Annotated in this window: 8 protein-coding genes; 6 read left to right on the top strand and 2 right to left on the bottom strand. The window is 44.9% G+C overall.

Annotated features, from left to right (window positions below; all coding sequences use genetic code 11):
- Positions 1-72: 72 nt before the first annotated feature.
- From AAE250_RS15040 to AAE250_RS15020, 5 genes are all read left to right on the top strand, one after another.
- Entirely contained in the window at positions 73-4,200 is a 4,128-nt protein-coding gene (locus AAE250_RS15040; RefSeq protein WP_342289150.1) for a hybrid sensor histidine kinase/response regulator transcription factor, read from the top strand.
- Between the two features lie 201 nt (positions 4,201-4,401).
- A complete protein-coding gene (locus AAE250_RS15035) occupies positions 4,402-7,674 on the top strand; it encodes a SusC/RagA family TonB-linked outer membrane protein (RefSeq protein WP_294598321.1) in 3,273 nt (1,090 codons plus the stop codon).
- A 22-nt stretch (positions 7,675-7,696) separates the two neighbouring features.
- Positions 7,697-9,754 (top strand): RagB/SusD family nutrient uptake outer membrane protein, encoded by a 2,058-nt coding sequence (locus AAE250_RS15030; RefSeq protein WP_294598319.1) that lies wholly within the window; start codon positions 7,697-7,699, stop codon positions 9,752-9,754.
- Positions 9,755-9,853: 99 nt separating this feature from the next.
- Complete coding sequence (locus tag AAE250_RS15025) at positions 9,854-11,155, top strand: M57 family metalloprotease (RefSeq protein ID WP_294598316.1); 1,302 nt, start codon at positions 9,854-9,856, stop codon at positions 11,153-11,155.
- A 294-nt stretch (positions 11,156-11,449) separates the two neighbouring features.
- Positions 11,450-12,532, top strand: coding sequence for a glycoside hydrolase family 43 protein (locus AAE250_RS15020; RefSeq protein WP_294598486.1), 1,083 nt, complete (start codon positions 11,450-11,452; stop codon positions 12,530-12,532).
- Between the two features lie 74 nt (positions 12,533-12,606).
- Here AAE250_RS15020 and AAE250_RS15015 read toward each other — a convergent pair whose 3' ends face one another.
- Together AAE250_RS15015 and AAE250_RS15010 are read right to left on the bottom strand one after the other, a co-directional pair.
- Positions 12,607-15,033: a beta-galactosidase gene (locus tag AAE250_RS15015; RefSeq protein ID WP_294598314.1), complete on the bottom strand. Its 2,427-nt coding sequence runs from the start codon at positions 15,031-15,033 to the stop codon at positions 12,607-12,609.
- A 177-nt stretch (positions 15,034-15,210) separates the two neighbouring features.
- The gene (locus AAE250_RS15010; protein ID WP_294598312.1) at positions 15,211-16,980 is read right to left on the bottom strand and encodes a gamma-glutamyl-gamma-aminobutyrate hydrolase family protein; all 1,770 of its coding nucleotides are present in this window, start codon (positions 16,978-16,980) and stop codon (positions 15,211-15,213) included.
- A 245-nt stretch (positions 16,981-17,225) separates the two neighbouring features.
- Between AAE250_RS15010 and AAE250_RS15005 the strand changes: the two genes are divergently transcribed.
- Entirely contained in the window at positions 17,226-19,382 is a 2,157-nt protein-coding gene (locus AAE250_RS15005; RefSeq protein WP_294598310.1) for an elongation factor G, read from the top strand.
- Positions 19,383-19,581 lie beyond the last annotated feature (199 nt).

Here is a 19,581-nt window from a genome sequence, read left to right as displayed (position 1 = left end):
AAAGTACGCATAATTCTCCCTGATATAAGCGGAAACTTGCTATATTTGCCATGATTCTTAATCTCTAATGGTATGAAAAATATAGTGAGTTTCTGCTCCTTTTATAAATATTGTGTCTTGTTGGTTTGTTGGACCCTGTTCCCGGCTGCATTGGAAGCAGCAGATACCGATATAATTTCGCAGTTGAACTTCAAACAAATATCTACACTCAACGGTCTACCTACTGACGAAGTTCAGAAGATATTTCAGGATAGAGAAGGTTTTATATGGTTTGCCACCCGGTACGGACTGTGCAAATATGACGGTTATCAGGTTACCGTCTATAAATCGAATTTATATGCACCCGGACTGCTTACGAGCAATAATATTTATTGTCTTGCCGATGACTATGACGGTAATCTCTGGATAGGTACGCAGGAAGGCTTGAACGTACTTAACAAAAAGACGGGAGAAATCCGGCAATATACTTATCCTGCTATTCCTAATAATGCGGTTTCTTGCTTGTCGGTTACTAAAGACAATAAAGTGTGGGTTGGCACGGATTCCGGGCTATGCCGATATGTTCCGCAGAAGGATTCTTTTGTTGTATATGGCGATAACATGGATGATGGTGCCTTTACTATATCCGCCATTAAGTCATTGCTCGAAGATGCGGATGGGGATTTGTGGGTTGGAACATGGTCTGGCGGGCTTTTTAGGCATTCACTGAAGGAGGACAAGTTCTATGCATATCCCCGGATCAACGAGCGAAACTCCGCACATGTCATTTATCAGGATGCCGACCATAAGATATGGGTCGGCGGATGGGATTGCGGCTTGTTTCTATTGAACCATTCCAAAGATATGGAAAAAGTATCTTATACGAGATACGTCCATAAAGTAGGGGATGAGACCAGCCTTTCGGATAATATTGTCTATGATATTGTTGAAGACGTGCATACACATACGCTGTGGATCGGTACTCGGGCAGGCTTGAGCATTATGAAACGGGAGACCCCCGGGCAATTTATCAACTATAAATCCAGGCATTCGTCTTATTATATCTCTTGCGATGAAATAAATTCATTATTGCGCGATCGTGCCAATAATATATGGTTAGGCTCTATCGGTGGTGGTGCATTGATGGTAAGTACCGAATTGCCGCCATTTACCAGCCACTCTCTGAATCTGGTGGAAGATGATGTGCCGACGACTTCGGTTCGTGCAGTGTATGCCGATTCTGAGAAGAATCTTTGGTTGGGTGCCGGGAGCTACGGATTGGCGCGTAAGGATTATGAGACCGGTAAATTAGCTTTTAACTCCCGGATTCCTGAGTTCTCGGATATATCGGGGGTACCTACTGTCAATTCTATCATCCAGCGCAGAAATGGGGAACTTTGGTTCGGAACTTATGACGGTGGAATCTTAATCTATAAGAAAGGAGAGAAGGTAAGGGTCTTGACAGAGCTCAACACACCTTATCTCTATTCCAGTTGTGTTTCGGCGCTATGCGAAGATAGCCGGGGAAATTGTTGGGTAGGTTGCCGCGGTGGTATGGGGGTGAGTCTTGCCGGCGGTGGACATTACCGGTTCAGTGCACTTCCTTTTGATGGAGGCGACTTTGTGGATTGGTATCACATAAAAGATATAGTCGAAGATATGGACGGCAGTATTTGGGTTGCAACGGCCAACTGCGGTATTATACATATCACGGGAAATGTGCAGCATCCCGAAACGTTGAAATATAGTAATTACAGTTATAGGAACGGTCAGTTGGCTATAAACTCTGTGTTATGTTTGCATATTGACAGGTCCGGCCGATTGTGGGCCGGTACGGAAGGCGGTGGATTGTATCTGTATGATCGGGAAAAAGGTACTTTCTGCGAAAAGAACCGTGAGTACAACATTCCCAGTGATATGATTGGTTCCATAGAAGAAGACGGGCAAGGTTGTTTGTGGATGGGAACCAATATCGGACTGGTGCGGCTGAATGTTCCGGCAGACGAAGCCTACTCTAATGTCCGTGTTTATACAACGGCAGACGGGCTGCAAGATAATTTCTTCATTGCTCACGCCTCTTGCAGCAGGGGTGGTGAACTGTTTTTTGGAGGCAACAAAGGTTACAACAGTTTCTTTCCGGAAACTTTGAAAGATGGAAATGAGGAAGTGCCTTATTTGATTACGGATATTAAAATCTTCAACCGTTCGTTTGCTTCGATAAAACCCGAAACCAGGGAGCGGATCTCTTCTGTTATGCCGTCGTTTACGCACAAAATAGAGTTGCCCTATGAATATAATAATTTCAGCATCGAGTTTGCTTCCCTTACTTTTAAGAATCCCGATTTGAATCGTTATGCCTATCAGCTTGTAGGGTTCGACAAGGATTGGCAGTATACGGATGCGAGCCGGCGCTTTGCCTATTATAACAATTTGGAGAGCGGCACTTATAAATTCCGTTTGAAAGCTACTAATGAGAATGGCATCTGGAGTGGGGAAATCCGGGAACTTGAAGTCGTCGTGTTGCCGCCGTTCTGGGCTACATGGTGGGCTTATGTCATTTATATACTGATAGCGGCAGCACTTATCTTTTCTATTCTTCGAACGGCAAAGAACAGGATGCAGCTGCGTAATGAGTTGCATCTTCGGGAAATGGAGAAGGCAAAGTTGGAGGAGCTGAATCATGTTAAACTGCAGTTCTTCACCAATATAACGCATGAATTGCTGACTCCGCTGACTATTATTTCGGCTACGGTGGATGAACTGAAGATGCAGGTTCCCGGTCATGATGATATTTATACGGTGTTGGGAAGCAATATCAGTCGCCTCATTCGTTTGTTGCAGCAGATACTTGAGTTCCGCAAGGCCGAAACCGGTAATTTGAAGTTACGTGTTTCTCCCGGAGATATTGCTGCTTTTGTGAAGAACGAGGCAGAATCCTTCTTGCCGCTTGTAAAGAAACGCAAGATACATTTCTCCGTACTCTGTAATCCGGAATCTATTATTGGCTATTTTGATACGGACAAGCTGGATAAGATTCTTTATAACCTGCTTTCGAATGCTGCTAAATACAATAAGGATGGCGGTTACATACAAATAACACTTTCGTATGCCAAGGACAGGGATTTTATTCAGTTGCATGTGAAGGATAATGGCAGTGGCATTCCCAAAGAAAAGCAGAAGATGCTCTTCAAACGCTTCTATGAGGGAAATTATAGAAAGTTCAATACCATAGGCACCGGAATCGGACTCTCTTTAACCAAAGATCTGGTGGAATTGCACGGAGGGGAAATCCGGGTTGAAAGTGAAGAAAACCAGGGCACCGAGTTTATTGTGACACTACCCATTGACCGCTCTTATTTTAAAGAAGAGCAGATTGAGGAGGAAGCTGTACTCCCGATACAGAAAACGGTTACTTATTCGGAAGAGGAAACGGAAACTGTTTCTGCCGGAAAGCCAAAGACACATACTGTCCTGGTGGTAGAAGATAATGAGGAACTGCTGCAACTGATGGTTAAGTTGTTGCAGCGGGAGTATAATGTCCATACGGCAGAAAACGGACAGGAAGCCGTGACTGTGCTTGATAATGAAGATATTGACCTGGTTGTTTCTGATGTCATGATGCCGGTGATGGATGGTATTGAATTCTGCAGGTATGTGAAAAACAAATTGGAACTCAGCCACATCCCTATCATTCTGCTTACTGCCAAGAATAAGGAAGAAGACCGTGCCGAAGCCTATGAAGTAGGAGCGGATGCTTTTATCAGTAAACCTTTCAATCTGGCGGTATTGCATGCCCGCATCCGTAATCTGTTGAAATATCGGGAACGCAAGGCGCATGATTTTAAGAATCAGCTGGTTTTTGAGGTCAAGGAGTTGAACTATACCAGTATTGATGAAGACTTTATGCAACGCGCCATCGCATGTGTGAATCGCCATTTGGAAGATTGTGAGTTCGACCAGCCTCAGTTTGTAGATGAAATGGGTACCAGCAAATCGACTCTTTACAAAAAGCTCAAATCTCTGACCGGATTGAATACATCTGCCTTTATCCGCAATATCCGTCTGAAAGCAGCTTGCCGCATAATGGAAGAGAAGGGGAGTGCTGTCCGTATCTCCGACTTGGCTTATGCCGTAGGTTTTAATGACCCTAAATATTTCAGTGCTTGTTTTAAGAAAGAGTTCGGCATGCTGCCTACTGAATATTTGGAACGGTTTACGTGATAATGTTTGCATAGGATGTTATTCCCATATTTCTAAAGTAGAATTATGATTTAATAAGGTAGAGAAACTAAAATTCTACCTCAGATAACTATATTTAGAGCCGTTATTCTCCGTCTGAGCCTACATTTGTAACAGTTTTCACGACTACTATGAGGATCGTGATATGCAAACAAATAAATGTTTAATCTTAAAGTTTATGCAATGAAAAAACAGAGATTCTTTGAAGGACTCAGACTAAAAGTGTGCATCACTTTGGCTGTTTGTATGACCCTTCTGTTGAATGTTCAGTTCTTGAACGCACAAAGTTCAACAATCAATGTAAAAGGTGTAGTGGAAGATGCGATGGGGCCGGTAATTGGCGCCAGCATTGTGGAAAAAGGCAATGCTACGAATGGAACGATTACCGACATGAATGGGGGCTTTTCCCTGAAAGTACCTTCCAATGCTACGTTGGTCGTTAGTTTTATTGGTTACAAAACACAGGAAATTCCGGTTGCCGGGAAAACTTCTTTTAATGTGAAGATGACAGAAGATTCCGAAATGCTGGATGAAGTGGTGGTAGTAGGTTTTGGTACACAGAAAAAGGTGAATTTGACCGGTTCTGTTGGTTTGGCTACTGCCAAGGAGATTGAAGCACGTCCGGTAGCGAATGCTACTCAGGCATTGCAAGGTTTGGTTCCGGGTTTGCAGATTACTACCAATACGGGTGAGTTGGATAAGAATATGTCCATCAATATCCGTGGTAATGGTACTATCGGCGACGGTTCGAGCGGTAGCCCGCTGATTCTGATTGATGGGATGGAAGGTGATATCAATACGGTAAACCCGCAGGATATCGAAAACATCTCTGTATTGAAAGATGCCGCTGCTTCTTCTATTTATGGTTCGCGCGCACCGTTCGGCGTTATTCTGGTAACGACCAAGAAGGGTAAATCGGGCAAGGCTACGATTAACTATAATAATAGTTTCCGTTTTAGTAGTGCAATACGTCTTCCGGAAATGATGGACTCTTATACGTTTGCCAATTATTATAATCAGGCCTCCTATAATGCAAATCAAGGAACACAATTTTCTGAGAAGGTCATGCAACAAATGCTTGACTTCCAGGCGGAAGGTGGTACAAATACAGGTGGACTGCCTTCTAATGGCGTTGAATGGGGAAAACCTGCTGGTGATCCTTTTACCGAGGCTTATGCCAATACAGACTGGTATTCTGAAATTTACAAGGATGATGCCTTCTCACAGGAGCACAATCTTAGTATCAGCGGTGGAGGAGAAAAGTTCAATTACTACGCTTCTTTAGGCTATCTGGATCAAAGTGGATTGCTCCGTCCAGCTTCGGATAATCTGAAACGATTTAATGCAAGCGCTAAGTTTGGTGCGGAGTTGACCAGTTGGTTGAAGTTTAATTATAGCCTGCGCTATGTCCGTCAGGATATGTTGCGTCCAACAAAGTTTGGAGGAAGTTTGTATGAGAAGGTTGGCCGTCAGACATGGCCTAACTTGCCGGTATACGATGAAAATGGCTATTATTTTAACGGTAATGCCGAAACGCCCGCTATGCAATTAGCTTTGGGAGGAGACCGTAATGTACAGACTGACAAGAGCTATCATCAAGCCAGTTTGGTATTTGAGCCTATCAAGAACTGGATTACCAATGTTGAGTTCAATTACAGTCTTAATAATGTGGATACTCGCGAAGTGTCACTTCCCTGTTACAATCATGATGTTGCCGGTGGGATTGTAGATACTAAGGGAACAAACAGTCTCTATCAAGATTATAAAAAGGAGACTTATATGAACTGGAATATTTATTCTACTTATTCATTCTCCCTGGATGATGTCCATAATTTCAAAGTGATGGGTGGTTTCCAGTCGGAAGAGATGCGCCAGAAGTTTTTCAGTGCTAAAGGTTATGGCTTGCAAGTAGAAGATCTGCCGGAATTGGATTTGATCTCAAATATTGATGGAGCCGGAAAGGAAAAAGTACCTGAAGTAGGAGGTTATCGTAATGAGTGGGCTACAGCAGGTTTCTTTGGTCGTGTCAATTATGATTATGCAGGACGATATTTAGTGGAAGGGAACCTTCGTTACGATGGGACATCCCGTTTCCGTCGCGGCAACCGTTGGCAATTATCACCTTCATTCTCTTTAGGTTGGAACATTGCTCAGGAAAATTTTTGGGAAGATTTTGCTGATGTATGTAACCAGTTGAAACTCCGTTTTTCCTATGGTGAGTTAGGCAATATGAATACTAATGGGTGGTATCCCACCTATCGCTCCATGACATTGAAACAGGCTAATGGTGGCTGGCTGCAAGGCGGTATCAAACCAAATACTGCTTACGTGGGTAATCTTATCAGTACTACTTTGACATGGGAGAAAGTGCGTACTTGGAATATTGGTCTTGATTTCGGCTTTTTAAATAACCGCTTGACCGGTTCATTTGATGCCTATGTCCGCTATACCGATAATATGGTGGGTCCTTCTGAGGAATTGCCGGCTGTATTAGGTATTGGCACTCCGAAGACTAATAACTGTGACTTGAAGACGAAAGGATGGGAACTTACCATCGGCTGGCAGGACCGCACGCGGTTTGGACTGGGTTATGGTATCAAATTCAATGTGGCTGACGCACGTACTTATGTTGACCGTTATCCAGGTAATCCTACCAATGCTATTTCTACTTACATCGCTGGTCGGGAAATCGGTGAAATCTGGGGATTTGAGACTGTAGGCATTGCCAAAACTGATGCTGAAATGCAAGCGCACCTAAACAATGTGGGGTCACAGGATGCTATTGGTTCCAAGTGGGCTGCTGGAGATATTATGTATGCTGACTTGGATGGTAACCCCGGTATAACTAAAGGTGGACAGACGCTGGATGACCATGGTGACTTGAAAGTGATTGGAAACAATACGCCGCGCTATCACTTTGGTCTTGACTTGAACGCTAACTACAAAGGATTTGATGTACGCCTTTTCTTTCAGGGTGTAATGAAACGTGATTTCTGGCAAGACTCTAATATGTTTTGGGGAGTCAGAGGCAATATGTGGTGGTCAACTGGTCTGAAAGAGCATGGGGATTATTTCCGCAGCGAAGCCATCGGTTTGAGTGGACATGAAATTGCCGCCAATACAAATTCTTACTATCCACGTCCGATATTTGACGATAGAAAGAATCAGGAGAAGCAAACCCGCTATTTGCAGAATGCAGCTTATATCCGTTTGAAGAATTTCCAATTGGGGTATACCATTCCTTCTTCTGTTAGCCGTAAGATTGGTATCGGTAACTGTCGCGTGTTTGTATCGGGTGAGAATTTGTGGACCGGCACAAAATTGTCCAAACTCTTTGACCCGGAAACAATTAATGGAGGTAATACCGATAGCGGTGCAAACGAGGCTATAAAGAGTGGTGGTAATGCTTATCCACTCTCAAAGACATGGTCTTTCGGAATTAGTGTTTCACTTTAAACCATTATCAAAAGAAAATAATATGAAACTGAATTGTAAATATATAGCTAATGCCATGATAGCAGTGGCTTTAGCAGCCGGAACAGCTTCTTGTGAGGACTTTTTGGATAGAGAGCCAATGTCCTCCGTTTCTCCCGAAACTTACTATTCTTCGGAAGCACAACTGGAAGCCAATTTGAATGATGAATATCCCAATGTCCTTCCGTCTTACCAGCAGTATAGCTATGGCGTTTTTGCGGAAGACAAGGGTACTGATAACCAGATTGAAGTAAATGCCAATGATCGTTATACTTTAGACCGTTGGAAAGTAGCTCATTCGGAAAGTGATAATTGGAAATTTGAGCGTATTTACCGTATTAATTTCTTCTTGTCCGAAGTTCTTCCGAAGTTTGGCGGGGATATGAGCGGAGCACAGAATACGATATCCGGTACGGTAGGCAAGATCAAGCATTACATAGGTGAGGCTTATTTCCTTCGTGCTTACGAATATTTTAAGAAACTTCAGCTTTTTGGTGATTTCCCGATTATAAAGGAGCCGCTTGCCAACGATAGAGAAACACTGAATGCTGCCAGCACACGTTTCCCACGCAATGAAGTAGCACGCTTTATTCTTGACGACCTTGACAAGGCTTATGACTACATGAGCGATGTCGATATGGCTACTACCCGTATCAATAAGGATGTAGCTAAACTTCTGAAATCGCGGGTGGCGTTGTTTGAAGCTACTTGGTTGCAGAACTTCAAAGGAACGGCCTTTGTCCCCGGTGGAGAGGGGTGGCCGGGTGCCTCTCTACATAATAGTTATGAATATCCTAGTGGTAGCATTGATAATGAGATAAAATATTTTTTGGAGAATGCTGTTGAAGCATCCAAAACAGTTGCTGATAAATATAAAGGAAGCTTGACAGTTAATACCGGTATATTGCAACAGTCGGCAGATGAGGCTTCCAATCCTTATTATGACATGTTTGCCCAGGAGGATCTTTCCGGTGTTTCCGAAGTTCTTTTGTGGCGTCAGCGTGCGCGTGGTCTCTCTACGCATAATATCAATGCTGCTGCCGGACGCGGTAACTACCGCATTGGGTTGACACGTGGGTATGTACAGAACTTTTTGATGGCGGATGGCACTCCCGTTTATACTCATGGTACGTATACCGATGGCGACGGCTATTATATGGGTGATAAAAATATTGCCAATGTCCGCGTGAACCGTGATTCGCGTCTGAGTATATTCCTGAAAGAACCAGGACAGACGAATATCTTTTTGGAAGTGGATAACAGTGAAGGTACAGATGCCGTCATGACAGAACCTTATCCTTCCATTACCAATGGTGATAATGAACGTGGGTATGCCACGGGATATGCACTGCACAAGGGAGGCTCCTTTAACCGCAAGCATTATGCTAATGGTGGTGGTTACACGGGAGAGGTTTACTTCCGCTCCGTTGAGGCATTACTGAACTATATGGAAGCCAGTTATTTGCTTAACGGGACGTTGGATAATACGGCTCGTGAGTATTGGACATTGATTCGCCGCCGTGCACATGTCGATGAAGATTTTGATAAAACTATCAGCATGACGGACATGAGCAAGGAAGCTGAAAATGACTGGGGTGCCTATACCGGCGGAAACATCCTCACGGACAAGACTCTGTATAATATTCGTCGTGAGCGCCGCTGTGAGTTCTTGGCAGAAGGACTTCGCTATATGGATTTGCGCCGTTGGCGTTCTATGGATCAACTCATCAATACTCCCTATCATATGGAAGGTATGCACTTATGGAACACTCCGATGGAAAAATGGTATTTGAATGATAAGGGAGAGTCTACTTTGGTAGCCGATGGGACATCTCAAGCGAATGCCTCTTCAAAAAGTAGAAGCGAATATCTCCGCCCGTTTGAAAAGACATCTACACAACCGGGTTACGATGGCTGTACTTGGAAGATGGCCCACTATCTGAATCCTATTATGGTAAAGCAGTTCCAACTGACTGCTACTTCGGGAGCCGATGTATCGACTTCAATCCTGTATCAGAACCCGTATTGGCCGACAGTAGCCGACCAACCGGCAGAGAAATAAATGCAAAAGATTATAGGGTTAAAGAGGTATTCTTTTTAGGGGAACTATCGCTTTAACCCTAAAGAACGGATTTTATATAGTCAGTAATGTAATTTATATATGAAAAAAAATATTAGTTATATTTTAATTGTAATGTTCTTTGTCACTATTAGCTCATGTGAAAGAGAAAGTGCAACACTAGAAAATGTTGGCAGTCAAATTCAAAGTGAATACCTTGAAATAATAAAGGGAGTGGGATTTGATGAAACAAGTGCCATTGATATGAGTGAATATTTTTTGGTTGAAGGGGACATCATATTCACTAAAAAGGATTTGCATCAATATGCGATAACCCGACAAGCTCGGACTGATTTTATAGTCAGTGAAGATAAACGTTCAAATATCCTTATCAAAATAGATGCTTCAATGCCTGTTTCAGGAGATGATAATTGGAGAAATGCAATAGGAAGTGCAATAGAGGAATGGAATAAATTAAAGTCAGGTTTATACATGTCATTGACAACAAGCTCGGAATATGATATTTTAATAAAATCTGATAATGGTAGCTTACCTTATAATGAAGTAGCTGTAGCAGGAAGGCCTTCTCTTGATGGGGATCCTTATCATTCAATCTTAGTAAATTTGGACTTTGATAATAACAGAGTTATGACTGAAAGTCAAAAGAAATATAATATTGTACATGAGTTAGGTCATTGTGTGGGTCTAAGGCATACTAATTGGCGAGGTCGTAACGAACCAACAGGAATTACAATTTCCGGTACGCCAAATGATTCTAATAATCCAGATCCTTCTTCTGTTATGAATGGAGGAACTGCCCTCTCTTCTTGGGCGGGGTTTAGCCTAAATGATTATAAGGCTATAATCACTTTATATCCGGGGGCTGTATTATCCGGACCTGAATCTTTTTGTTCTGACGGAACCTACTCAGTAAGCGGAGTGCCTAAGGGGTATTCTCTTTCTTGGTCATGGTCAGCAGGGATTGAACCGGTAGGTGGTATATCTGGAACGAAAATTGTCGTACAGAAAAAATATAATTGTGCTGCATGGGTAAAGGCAACGTTAATAGGTCCTATCGGAAATATTATAGAATTAGAAAAGTCTATTGTTTACGCAGGAGCTCCTGACTTCTCAGATGATGAAACATTTATAACGCCATTTTATGTTAATCGTAAGGATGTAAATATTGAACATGATATCTTAGGAACGATGTGGACTATTTATAAAAATGGTAGTCAAAGAACTTATAGCAGTGATACAAATAGGCTGAATGCAAGTATTGTGTTTAATGATGGTTTTATAACACAAAGCGGGTATTATGAAGTAGGTGTAAGAGGACTTAATAATTGTGGCTGGGGCTATGAAACTAGAAAGAACTTATATATAGATATTCATAATTATTAGTCAATAGTAGTTGAATATTTAGCAAAAAAATAACGCGGTAGATTGTTTTTAGGAGGGATAGGAGCTTTCTTTTGGAAGATAGTGTCCTATCCCTTTTTTAAAATCTTCATATTGACCGATTTCTTTTCTGTTTTGAGGAATTTTTGCTCCCTCCCTGAAAGATACTCGTCGTATCTTTGTTTTGTGAGAAAATAAAATTTATTCCTATTAAAAAATAATACATTAATGACAAAGTTTAGTTTGAATCGGGTAGTGGCAATTTTCTGCTTCGCGCTGTTGCTATTGCCTTCCGGAATGAATGCGCAGTCGGCAAATTCACCGGGTAAGGGTAAAGATATTGTTCCCGGTGGCGTGTGGAATGATGTGGATGGTAAATATATCAATGCCCATGGAGGCGGAGTTTTACACTACAACGGGAAGTATTACTGGTTTGGTGAGCATCGTCCCGACAAGGGATTTTCTACACAGGCGGGTGTAACGTGCTACTCTTCTACAGACCTATGTAACTGGAAGTATGAAGGGATATCTTTGGCTGTGTCCGAGGAGGCGGGAAATGATATTGAGAAAGGTTGTATCATAGAACGTCCTAAGGTGATTTATAACGAGAAGACGAAGACTTTTGTCATGTGGTTTCATTTGGAACTGAAAGGCAAAGGCTATGAGGCTGCCCGTGCAGGTGTGGCAATCAGTGATACTCCGGCAGGTCCTTATCGTTTCCTTTATTCCGGGCGTGTGGCACCGGGGCGTTATCCGCAAAATATGACGACGGAGGAGAAAGCGATAGTCTGGAATATGGACGACTATAAGGAATGGTGGACGCCGAAGTGGCGGGAAGCCGTGAACAAGGGCTTGTTTGTAAAGCGCGATTTGAAGGATGGACAGATGTCTCGTGATATGACGTTGTTTGTCGATGATGATGGGAAGGCTTACCATGTTTACTCCTCAGAAGAAAACCTTACTTTGCAGATTGCAGAACTGACAGACGACTACAGGAAACATTCAGGAAAATATATCCGTATTGCTCCGGGAGGTCACAACGAGGCACCTGCGCTCTTAAAACGCAATGGCATGTATTGGATGATTACTTCCGGCTGTACCGGTTGGGCGCCTAACGAGGCACGTATGTTCTCGGCTCCTTCCATTTGGGGACCGTGGACACAACATCCACATCCGTTTGTGGGCAAAGGTGCTGAAAAAACGTATGGCGGGCAAAGTACATTTATTCTTTCTCTGCCGGGAGACAAGTTCGTCTTTATGGCGGATATATGGAAGCCGGACAGTTTGATGTATTCGCGGTATATCTGGTTGCCTATAGATTTTGATGAGGCAGGAAAACCGGTGATTGTATGGCAGGATAGCTGGAAACCGGGTCTTTAATAGGTTGGTTGATTACAAAAGGAGCCCGTTCCATCATCGGAACGGGCTCCTTTTACTTTATATATAATATTAGGTTAGAATTTGAACTCCTGTGATTTCACATATACCTTGAAGTCCTTGATGCCACCCGGCACTTCACTTTCCATTCTGGGCAGATACTGAAGGCCGGTCAGGGTGTGGGTACCGCCTAAATCAATCACAATGGCATGTGGATATTGGGCTTCTTGCGTTGTGCTCCAATACGTCGATTCCTGCAGGTCGAATATCTTGTCGGCCGAGCAATTGACGTGGGACACATCTTCACTGTCGGCATAGTTGACAATCCACGGCTCACGAGACAGACGCTCGCCATCTTCATTCAGTAGATACATTTCGGCGATGCATGCCAGGTTTTTTCCATCCTGTGCACTTAATGCTTCAAAACAGATGTAGCGTCCGGTGACAGGCTGGTCGAACTTTACTTCCTGCCATCCGTTACCGGGTTTGAAACTGCCGGATAATACTTCTTTCTCGCCGGATAAATCGAGTTGTTCGCCTTCATTGCGGTGAATGAGCGGCTTTTTGACGAGTAGTTGATCGAGAAGTGGTTCTTTAAGTCCTTCTGATTTGGCTTCGCGTGGGCCGACTATGTCGAAGACAAGCACTTCGTTTTCACCTTCCTTCAGCCAGCAACCCGGTATGTAAAGGGTTTGTTGCGGTCCTATCTCCCATATTCTGCCTAATGCATAGCCGTTGACATACACCAGTCCTTTGCCCCAGGTTTCGAAGTTCAGGAAAGTATCGCTTGGTTTCTTTACGTTGAAGGTGGCGCGGTAGCAGCCTGGAATACGCTGACCGAGGTCGTCTTTCAGAGAACTGATGGGGCGGAACTTCATTCCTTTGTAGAAGTCGTACGTATCTTCCAGGTTGTAGACTTCCCAGTCTTTCAGGTCGCAAGTGAAGGGGCGGCCGTCTACATCCATGGTCAGTTCTACGTTTCGTGTGATGCCCTTGAAGTCTTTGATGGCACGACCGAAGTTGATACGCCCCATGGCTTCCACCAATATATCGAGTTGTGCACCCTTGCGGCATGCAGGAAATTCCAGTTGCTTCTCACCGTTCCTGCGGTCCAGCTTGCCGATGTATTTCCCATCCAGGAATACCTGGGTGTAGTCGTGCGCATCGTTGACAGTGAGCAGGGAGGGCGATTTCATCTCGGGCAGGGTGGTGCGGTAGAGGATGCTGCCGAAGCCTTGGTCGTATTCCTCCATGGTACGGATGTTGCGGTCTTTCTTGGCGGCAGGAAGATTCTCGAACAACGGTGCCATCTCGGTGAACTGAAAGGCAGGAATACTGATGGGCTTGATCAATGCGGGTACTTTGGCCTGCTTCTTGCCGTTCATGTATTTTCCCAGGGCTTTTCTCAGTTCCCAATATTTAGGAGTAGTCTGGCCGGATTCGCTGATAGGAGCATCGTAGTCGTAGGACGTTACGTCGGGGGCAAATCCGGGTGAGTTGGCTCCTGCCCAATGTCCCCAGTTGGTTCCTCCATGGGTCATGTACAGGCTGAATGAGATATTCTTGGATAACATCTCGTCCAAGCCTTGAATCATATCGGCAGCTGGGCGCGTTTCGTGGTTGGCTCCCCATTTGTCGAACCAGCCGCTCCAAAACTCGGAACACATCAGTGGACTGTCGGGGCGGAGCTCTTTCAGCTTGGCAAACTGCTGGTCTACATTGGCTCCCGTACCGAAGTTCATGGTCCAAACCAGGTCGTCCAGTCCATTCAGGGTAAAGTTGGAAGCCCAGTCGCACTGGAACAGGGTTACGCCCGGGTAATTGGCACGTACCATGTCTCGCACTTGTGATACGTATTCTTTATCTTCTCCATAAGAACCGTATTCATTTTCTACTTGCACCATGATGATGGGACCGCCGTTCTGGATGGTCAGGTTGGCTACTTGTCCCGCCACGGCCTTCTCGAAGATGCCTACGCGTTCCATGAAGTAAGGGTCCCGTTCGCGCAGGCGGATGTCTTTCTTTTTGAGCAGCCACCAGGGCAGACCGCCCATTTCCCATTCGGCGCAGACATAAGGCCCCGGACGCAGAATGACGTACATATCGTTCTGCTGGCACAGGCGGCAGAACTCTGCCAGGTCATTCTGACCGGTGAAATCGAATTCTCCCGGACGTTGTTCGTGGGAGTTCCAGAAAACATAAAGGCAAATCGTATTCATGCCCAATGCTTTACAAAGTTTGATTCGTTGGTCCCAGTACGGCTTGGGGATACGCGGATAGTGCAACTCGGCAGCTTTGATAACGAAGGGCTCGCCATTCAGCAAGAAAGTGCTCTTGCCGACTGTAAAGTCTCCTTTTCTTTCCCATGCGATGTGTGGAGTGTTGATGATATCTTTCTGTGTTTCTACCGGCATACTCACGTTATGCGTTGTTCGTGCCTGTGCAGAAAGTAAACAGAAGAGACAAGCCATTGATGACAAACTCCGGATAAACTTTCTTCTCATTAAAACAAGGTATTAGAAATTAGTAATTCAATTGATTTTTGTCGGGCAAAGGAAGTATAGCTTGCCTTTGCTTTGACAAAGGTAGGCGAAAGCTGAGAAACGGAAGGTATGCAAATAAGTCAAAAAGGAGAGATTATAGCTTCAATCTCTCCTTTTTGTGATGTTTTTCTGTCTTTTCTATCTGTTTTGCACTTGTCTCATGACCCGCAGGAAGTTTCCACCCCATATCTTGGCGATGTCTGTTTCGGTAAATCCATGTTCCAGCAGGCGGACGGTGATATTGATAAAGTCATTGTCTCCATTGCATCCTTTTACGCCACCGCCGCCGTCGAAATCGGAACCGATGCCTACATGGTCTATACCTGCCACCTCAATCATGTGAAGCAGATGGTTCATGAAGTCGGTGAGATTGGCTTTCTTGGCGTCAGGATTCAGGAACTCGTCTACCAGGCAGGCTTGGGCTACTCCGTCGTGGGCAGCGAGGGCACGCAACTGCTCGTCGGTCAGGTTGCGGTCGTGCTTGTAGATAGCGCTTGCGGAGGAATGGGAGGCAATAATGGGCTTCTTCGAGTATTTCAGTACATCCCAGAAGGTGCTTTCGGCGGCATGGGAGAGGTCGACCATGATACCCAGGCGGTTCATCTCTTTTACCACCTTTCGGCCGTAGGGGCTGAGTCCGTTCCAGCGGGCGGTGCTGTCTGAGGAACTGTCGCAAATGTCGTTGTTGCGGGTGTGACAAAGGGTGATGTAAGTGACGCCCAAATTATGGAAGCGGGCTATATTCTTTAAATCTTTGCCGATACCGTAACCATTCTCTATTCCGATGTAGAAAGCTTTTCTCCCTTCGGCTTTGAGCCGGGGCAAGTCGTCGGGAGTACGGGCAATGGCGCATCGGTCCCGATTCATTTCCACCTGGTGATAGATGCCCTTTATCAGTTCGTCGACGCGGGCTATCGCTTTCCGGCTGCCTTCTTCATCGCAAGGACCCTGGCGTACCCAGCAAGCCAGGTATTGTCCATCCAGTCCGCCTTCTTCCATTTTGGGGATGCATACTTGCGACTTCGCGCGCGTACCTATATTATATGTGTCGTCGAAATCGAGCGGGGTATCGGTATGGGTATCTATGGAGAGAATCCGGTGTTGGATTTCTTTTGCGCGTCGGTAGGTATCAGCCTTTTCTATCAGGAAGTGGAAGAAGCGTGCAGATATGCTGTCGCCTGCTACCGTCAATGCTTCTGGATGGAATTGGACGCCCCATATCGGATATTCCCAGGTCGATTCAATGGCTTCGGGGATGCTGTCGGTGGCCCAGGCGGTGATTTGGAAGCCGGGGGCGGCTTGTCTTACTGCCTGATGGTGGTGCGTATTGGTAAAAAGCTGTGTTTGCCCGGTGATGGTTGCCATTGCAGAACCCGGGAGGAGGTTGACAGCATGGGTCGGGACGCTGCTTGACGCTTCCTGATCGTGGTGTACGGTAGTATCGGGATGCTGGGTGGGAATGTCTTGATAGAGTGTTCCGCCGAAAGCTACATTTATCAGTTGTTCACCCCGGCAGATGCCTAGCATCGGTATGTTGCGGCGGGCTGCAAAACGGATGAGTGCAAGGTCGTAAACATCACGCAGGGAGTCAACTTCGCCCAGTTGCTCTATGGGATCTTCGTTGAAATAGGAGGGGTGTATATCGCCTCCGCCAATCAGGATGATACCATCCAGACGGTTGACGATATCCGTCAGTACAATACTGTCGGTGGTAATCGGGATGAGCATGGGTATGCCTCCGGCCTGTATAACGGATTCGGTATACGTCATCCGCGTGGATGAATTATTTCCGGGATGTGAGCAGGAAAGGCCGATGAGGGGACGTTTTTTTAAAGGGTTCCGGTTGACTTGTCCTGTCGCGATATATGGACATATAGCCAGCAAAGCAACTAATAGCAGTTTGTTCATGATGATGTGGATTAAAATTGGGGGTTAAAGTTAGTTGATTCTTTTGAAAGAAAAAAGTCAGATCTTATTTTCTTTCATGTCTGCCTCTCTCCATCTTGGAAGTATCTTTCTCTATGCCGCAAGGCATGTTGTAGAACATAGCTTCCTTTGTTGCTTTTTTGTTGATTAATGTCTAATTTGCGCCTCACTTATAATAAAGGTATGCGAAGGCATGCTGAGTTATTCACTTAAAATCTTAATATATCATGAAAGTATATCAGACAAATGAAATTAAGAACATTGCCCTGCTTGGCAATGACGGCTCGGGTAAAACCACTCTCACAGAAGCGCTGCTCTTTGAGAGTGGTATTATAAAACGCCGCGGCAGAATTACTGCCAAGAATACAGTCAGCGATTACTTCCCGGTGGAGCAGGAATATGGCTATTCTGTGTTTTCCACCGTTTTCCATGTGGAATGGAATGGAAAGAAGTTGAATATCATCGACTGCCCGGGTAGTGATGACTTTGTAGGAGCAGCCATGACGGCACTCAATGTAACGGATACCGCTATTCTGCTGCTGAACGGACAATATGGTCCCGAGGTAGGTACGCAAAACCACTTCCGCTATACCGAGAAGTTGGGCAAACCGGTTATCTTCCTGGTAAACCAACTCGACAATGAGAAGTGCGATTACGATATGGTGCTGGAACAGCTGAAAACGATTTACGGCTCGAAGGTAGTGCCTGTGCAATATCCGCTGGCTACCGGACCGAACTTCAATTCACTGATTGATGTACTTTTAATGAAAAAATATTCGTGGGGACCCGAAGGTGGCGCTCCCACTATCGAAGATATTCCGGCAGAAGAGCTGGATAAGGCAACAGAACTGCATAAAGCATTGGTAGAAGCTGCTGCTGAACATGATGAAGGCTTGATGGAAAAATTCTTCGAACAAGAATCTCTGACGGAAGACGAAATGCGCGAAGGTATCCGCAAGGGCTTGGCTGCCCGCGGTATGTTCCCGGTATTCTGCGTTTGTGCAGGAAAGGATATGGGCGTGCGTCGTCTGATGGAATTCCTGGGTAATGTTGTGCCGTTTGTTGATGAAATGCCTCCGGTGCACAACACACGCGGCGAGGTTGTGAATCCCGATCCGAATGCTCCGACTTCCTTGTATTTCTTCAAGACTGCCGTTGAACCGCATATCGGTGATGTTCAGTACTTCAAGGTGATGAGTGGTAAGGTGCACGAAGGTGACGACTTTACCAACGCCGACCGTGGTTCCAAGGAACGCATCGCACAGATTTATGCTTGTGCAGGTTCCAACCGTGTGAAGGTGGAAGAAATGGTGGCAGGTGATATCGGTTGTACCGTAAAACTGAAAGATGTACATACAGGCAATACGCTGAATGGCAAGGGTACTGAAAATCGCTTCAACTTCATCAAATATCCTAATTCCAAATATTCACGTGCCATCAAGCCTCTGAACGAATCGGACACGGAAAAGATGATGGTTGCCTTGAACCGCATGCGTGAGGAAGACCCGACGTGGATTATCGACCAGTCCAAAGAACTCCGTCAGACTATTGTACACGGCCAGGGTGAATTCCACCTGCGTACGCTGAAGTGGCGTTTGGAGAACAATGAAAAATTGCAGATTAAGTTCGAAGAGCCGAGAATCCCTTATCGTGAAACCATTACGAAGGCTGCCCGTGCCGACTATCGCCATAAGAAGCAATCCGGTGGTGCCGGTCAGTTCGGTGAAGTTCATCTGATCGTAGAACCATATTATGAAGGAATGCCGATGCCCGATACTTATAAATTCGGCGGACAGGAATTCAAGATGAACGTGAAAGGTACCGAGGAAATTCCATTGGAATGGGGCGGTAAGCTGGTATTTGTTAATAGCATTGTAGGTGGTTCTATCGATGCCCGTTTCATGCCGGCCATTCTGAAAGGTATCATGGCGCGTATGGAGCAAGGACCGTTGACCGGTTCGTACGCACGTGATGTTCGCGTTATTGTATACGATGGTAAGATGCACCCGGTTGATTCCAATGAAATCTCTTTCATGCTGGCAGGACGTAATGCATTCAGCGAAGCATTCAAGAATGCCGGTCCAAAGATTCTGGAACCGATTTATGATGTGGAAGTATTCGTTCCGTCCGATAAAATGGGCGATGTGATGGGCGATTTGCAGGGACGTCGTGCCATGATTATGGGTATGAACAGTGAAGCCGGTTACGAAAAACTGAGCGCTAAAGTGCCGTTGAAAGAGATGTCTTCTTACTCTACAGCCTTGAGTTCGCTGACGGGTGGACGTGCTTCATTTATCATGAAGTTTGCCAGCTACGAGCTTGTTCCGAGTGATGTACAGGATAAGTTGATTAAAGAATTCGAAGCTAAACAGGCAGAAGAATAATTCTCAACTAATTACTGAACAAATAAATGTTAAAGCCGTTGTAACCTTCTTGGAGGTTATGACGGCTTTTTTTATTAACGCTGATTAAGAACATAAGGAAATGTGAATTGAATGATTAATTTTTTATTAAATTTGCAAACCAAAGGTCTTTGTTTTTGTTATAATGCTCATAATACAACCTAAAAAACGGTCTTCGGTT

Source organism: Bacteroides sp. GD17, from assembly GCF_038448625.1.
Classification (GTDB): Bacteria; Bacteroidota; Bacteroidia; order Bacteroidales; family Bacteroidaceae; genus Bacteroides.
This window is presented reverse-complemented; position numbering and strand designations above follow the sequence as displayed.

Bases quoted from the DNA above. Each gene is read 5' to 3' on its own strand.
- AAE250_RS15040 (WP_342289150.1), top strand. From the start codon at position 73: ATGAAAAATATAGTGAGTTTCTGCTCCTTTTATAAATATTGTGTCTTG.
- AAE250_RS15035 (WP_294598321.1), top strand. From the start codon at position 4,402: ATGAAAAAACAGAGATTCTTTGAAGGACTCAGACTAAAAGTGTGCATC.
- AAE250_RS15030 (WP_294598319.1), top strand. From the start codon at position 7,697: ATGAAACTGAATTGTAAATATATAGCTAATGCCATGATAGCAGTGGCT.
- AAE250_RS15025 (WP_294598316.1), top strand. From the start codon at position 9,854: ATGAAAAAAAATATTAGTTATATTTTAATTGTAATGTTCTTTGTCACT.
- AAE250_RS15020 (WP_294598486.1), top strand. From the start codon at position 11,450: ATGAATGCGCAGTCGGCAAATTCACCGGGTAAGGGTAAAGATATTGTT.
- AAE250_RS15015 (WP_294598314.1), bottom strand. From the start codon at position 15,033: ATGAGAAGAAAGTTTATCCGGAGTTTGTCATCAATGGCTTGTCTCTTC.
- AAE250_RS15010 (WP_294598312.1), bottom strand. From the start codon at position 16,980: ATGAACAAACTGCTATTAGTTGCTTTGCTGGCTATATGTCCATATATC.
- AAE250_RS15005 (WP_294598310.1), top strand. From the start codon at position 17,226: ATGAAAGTATATCAGACAAATGAAATTAAGAACATTGCCCTGCTTGGC.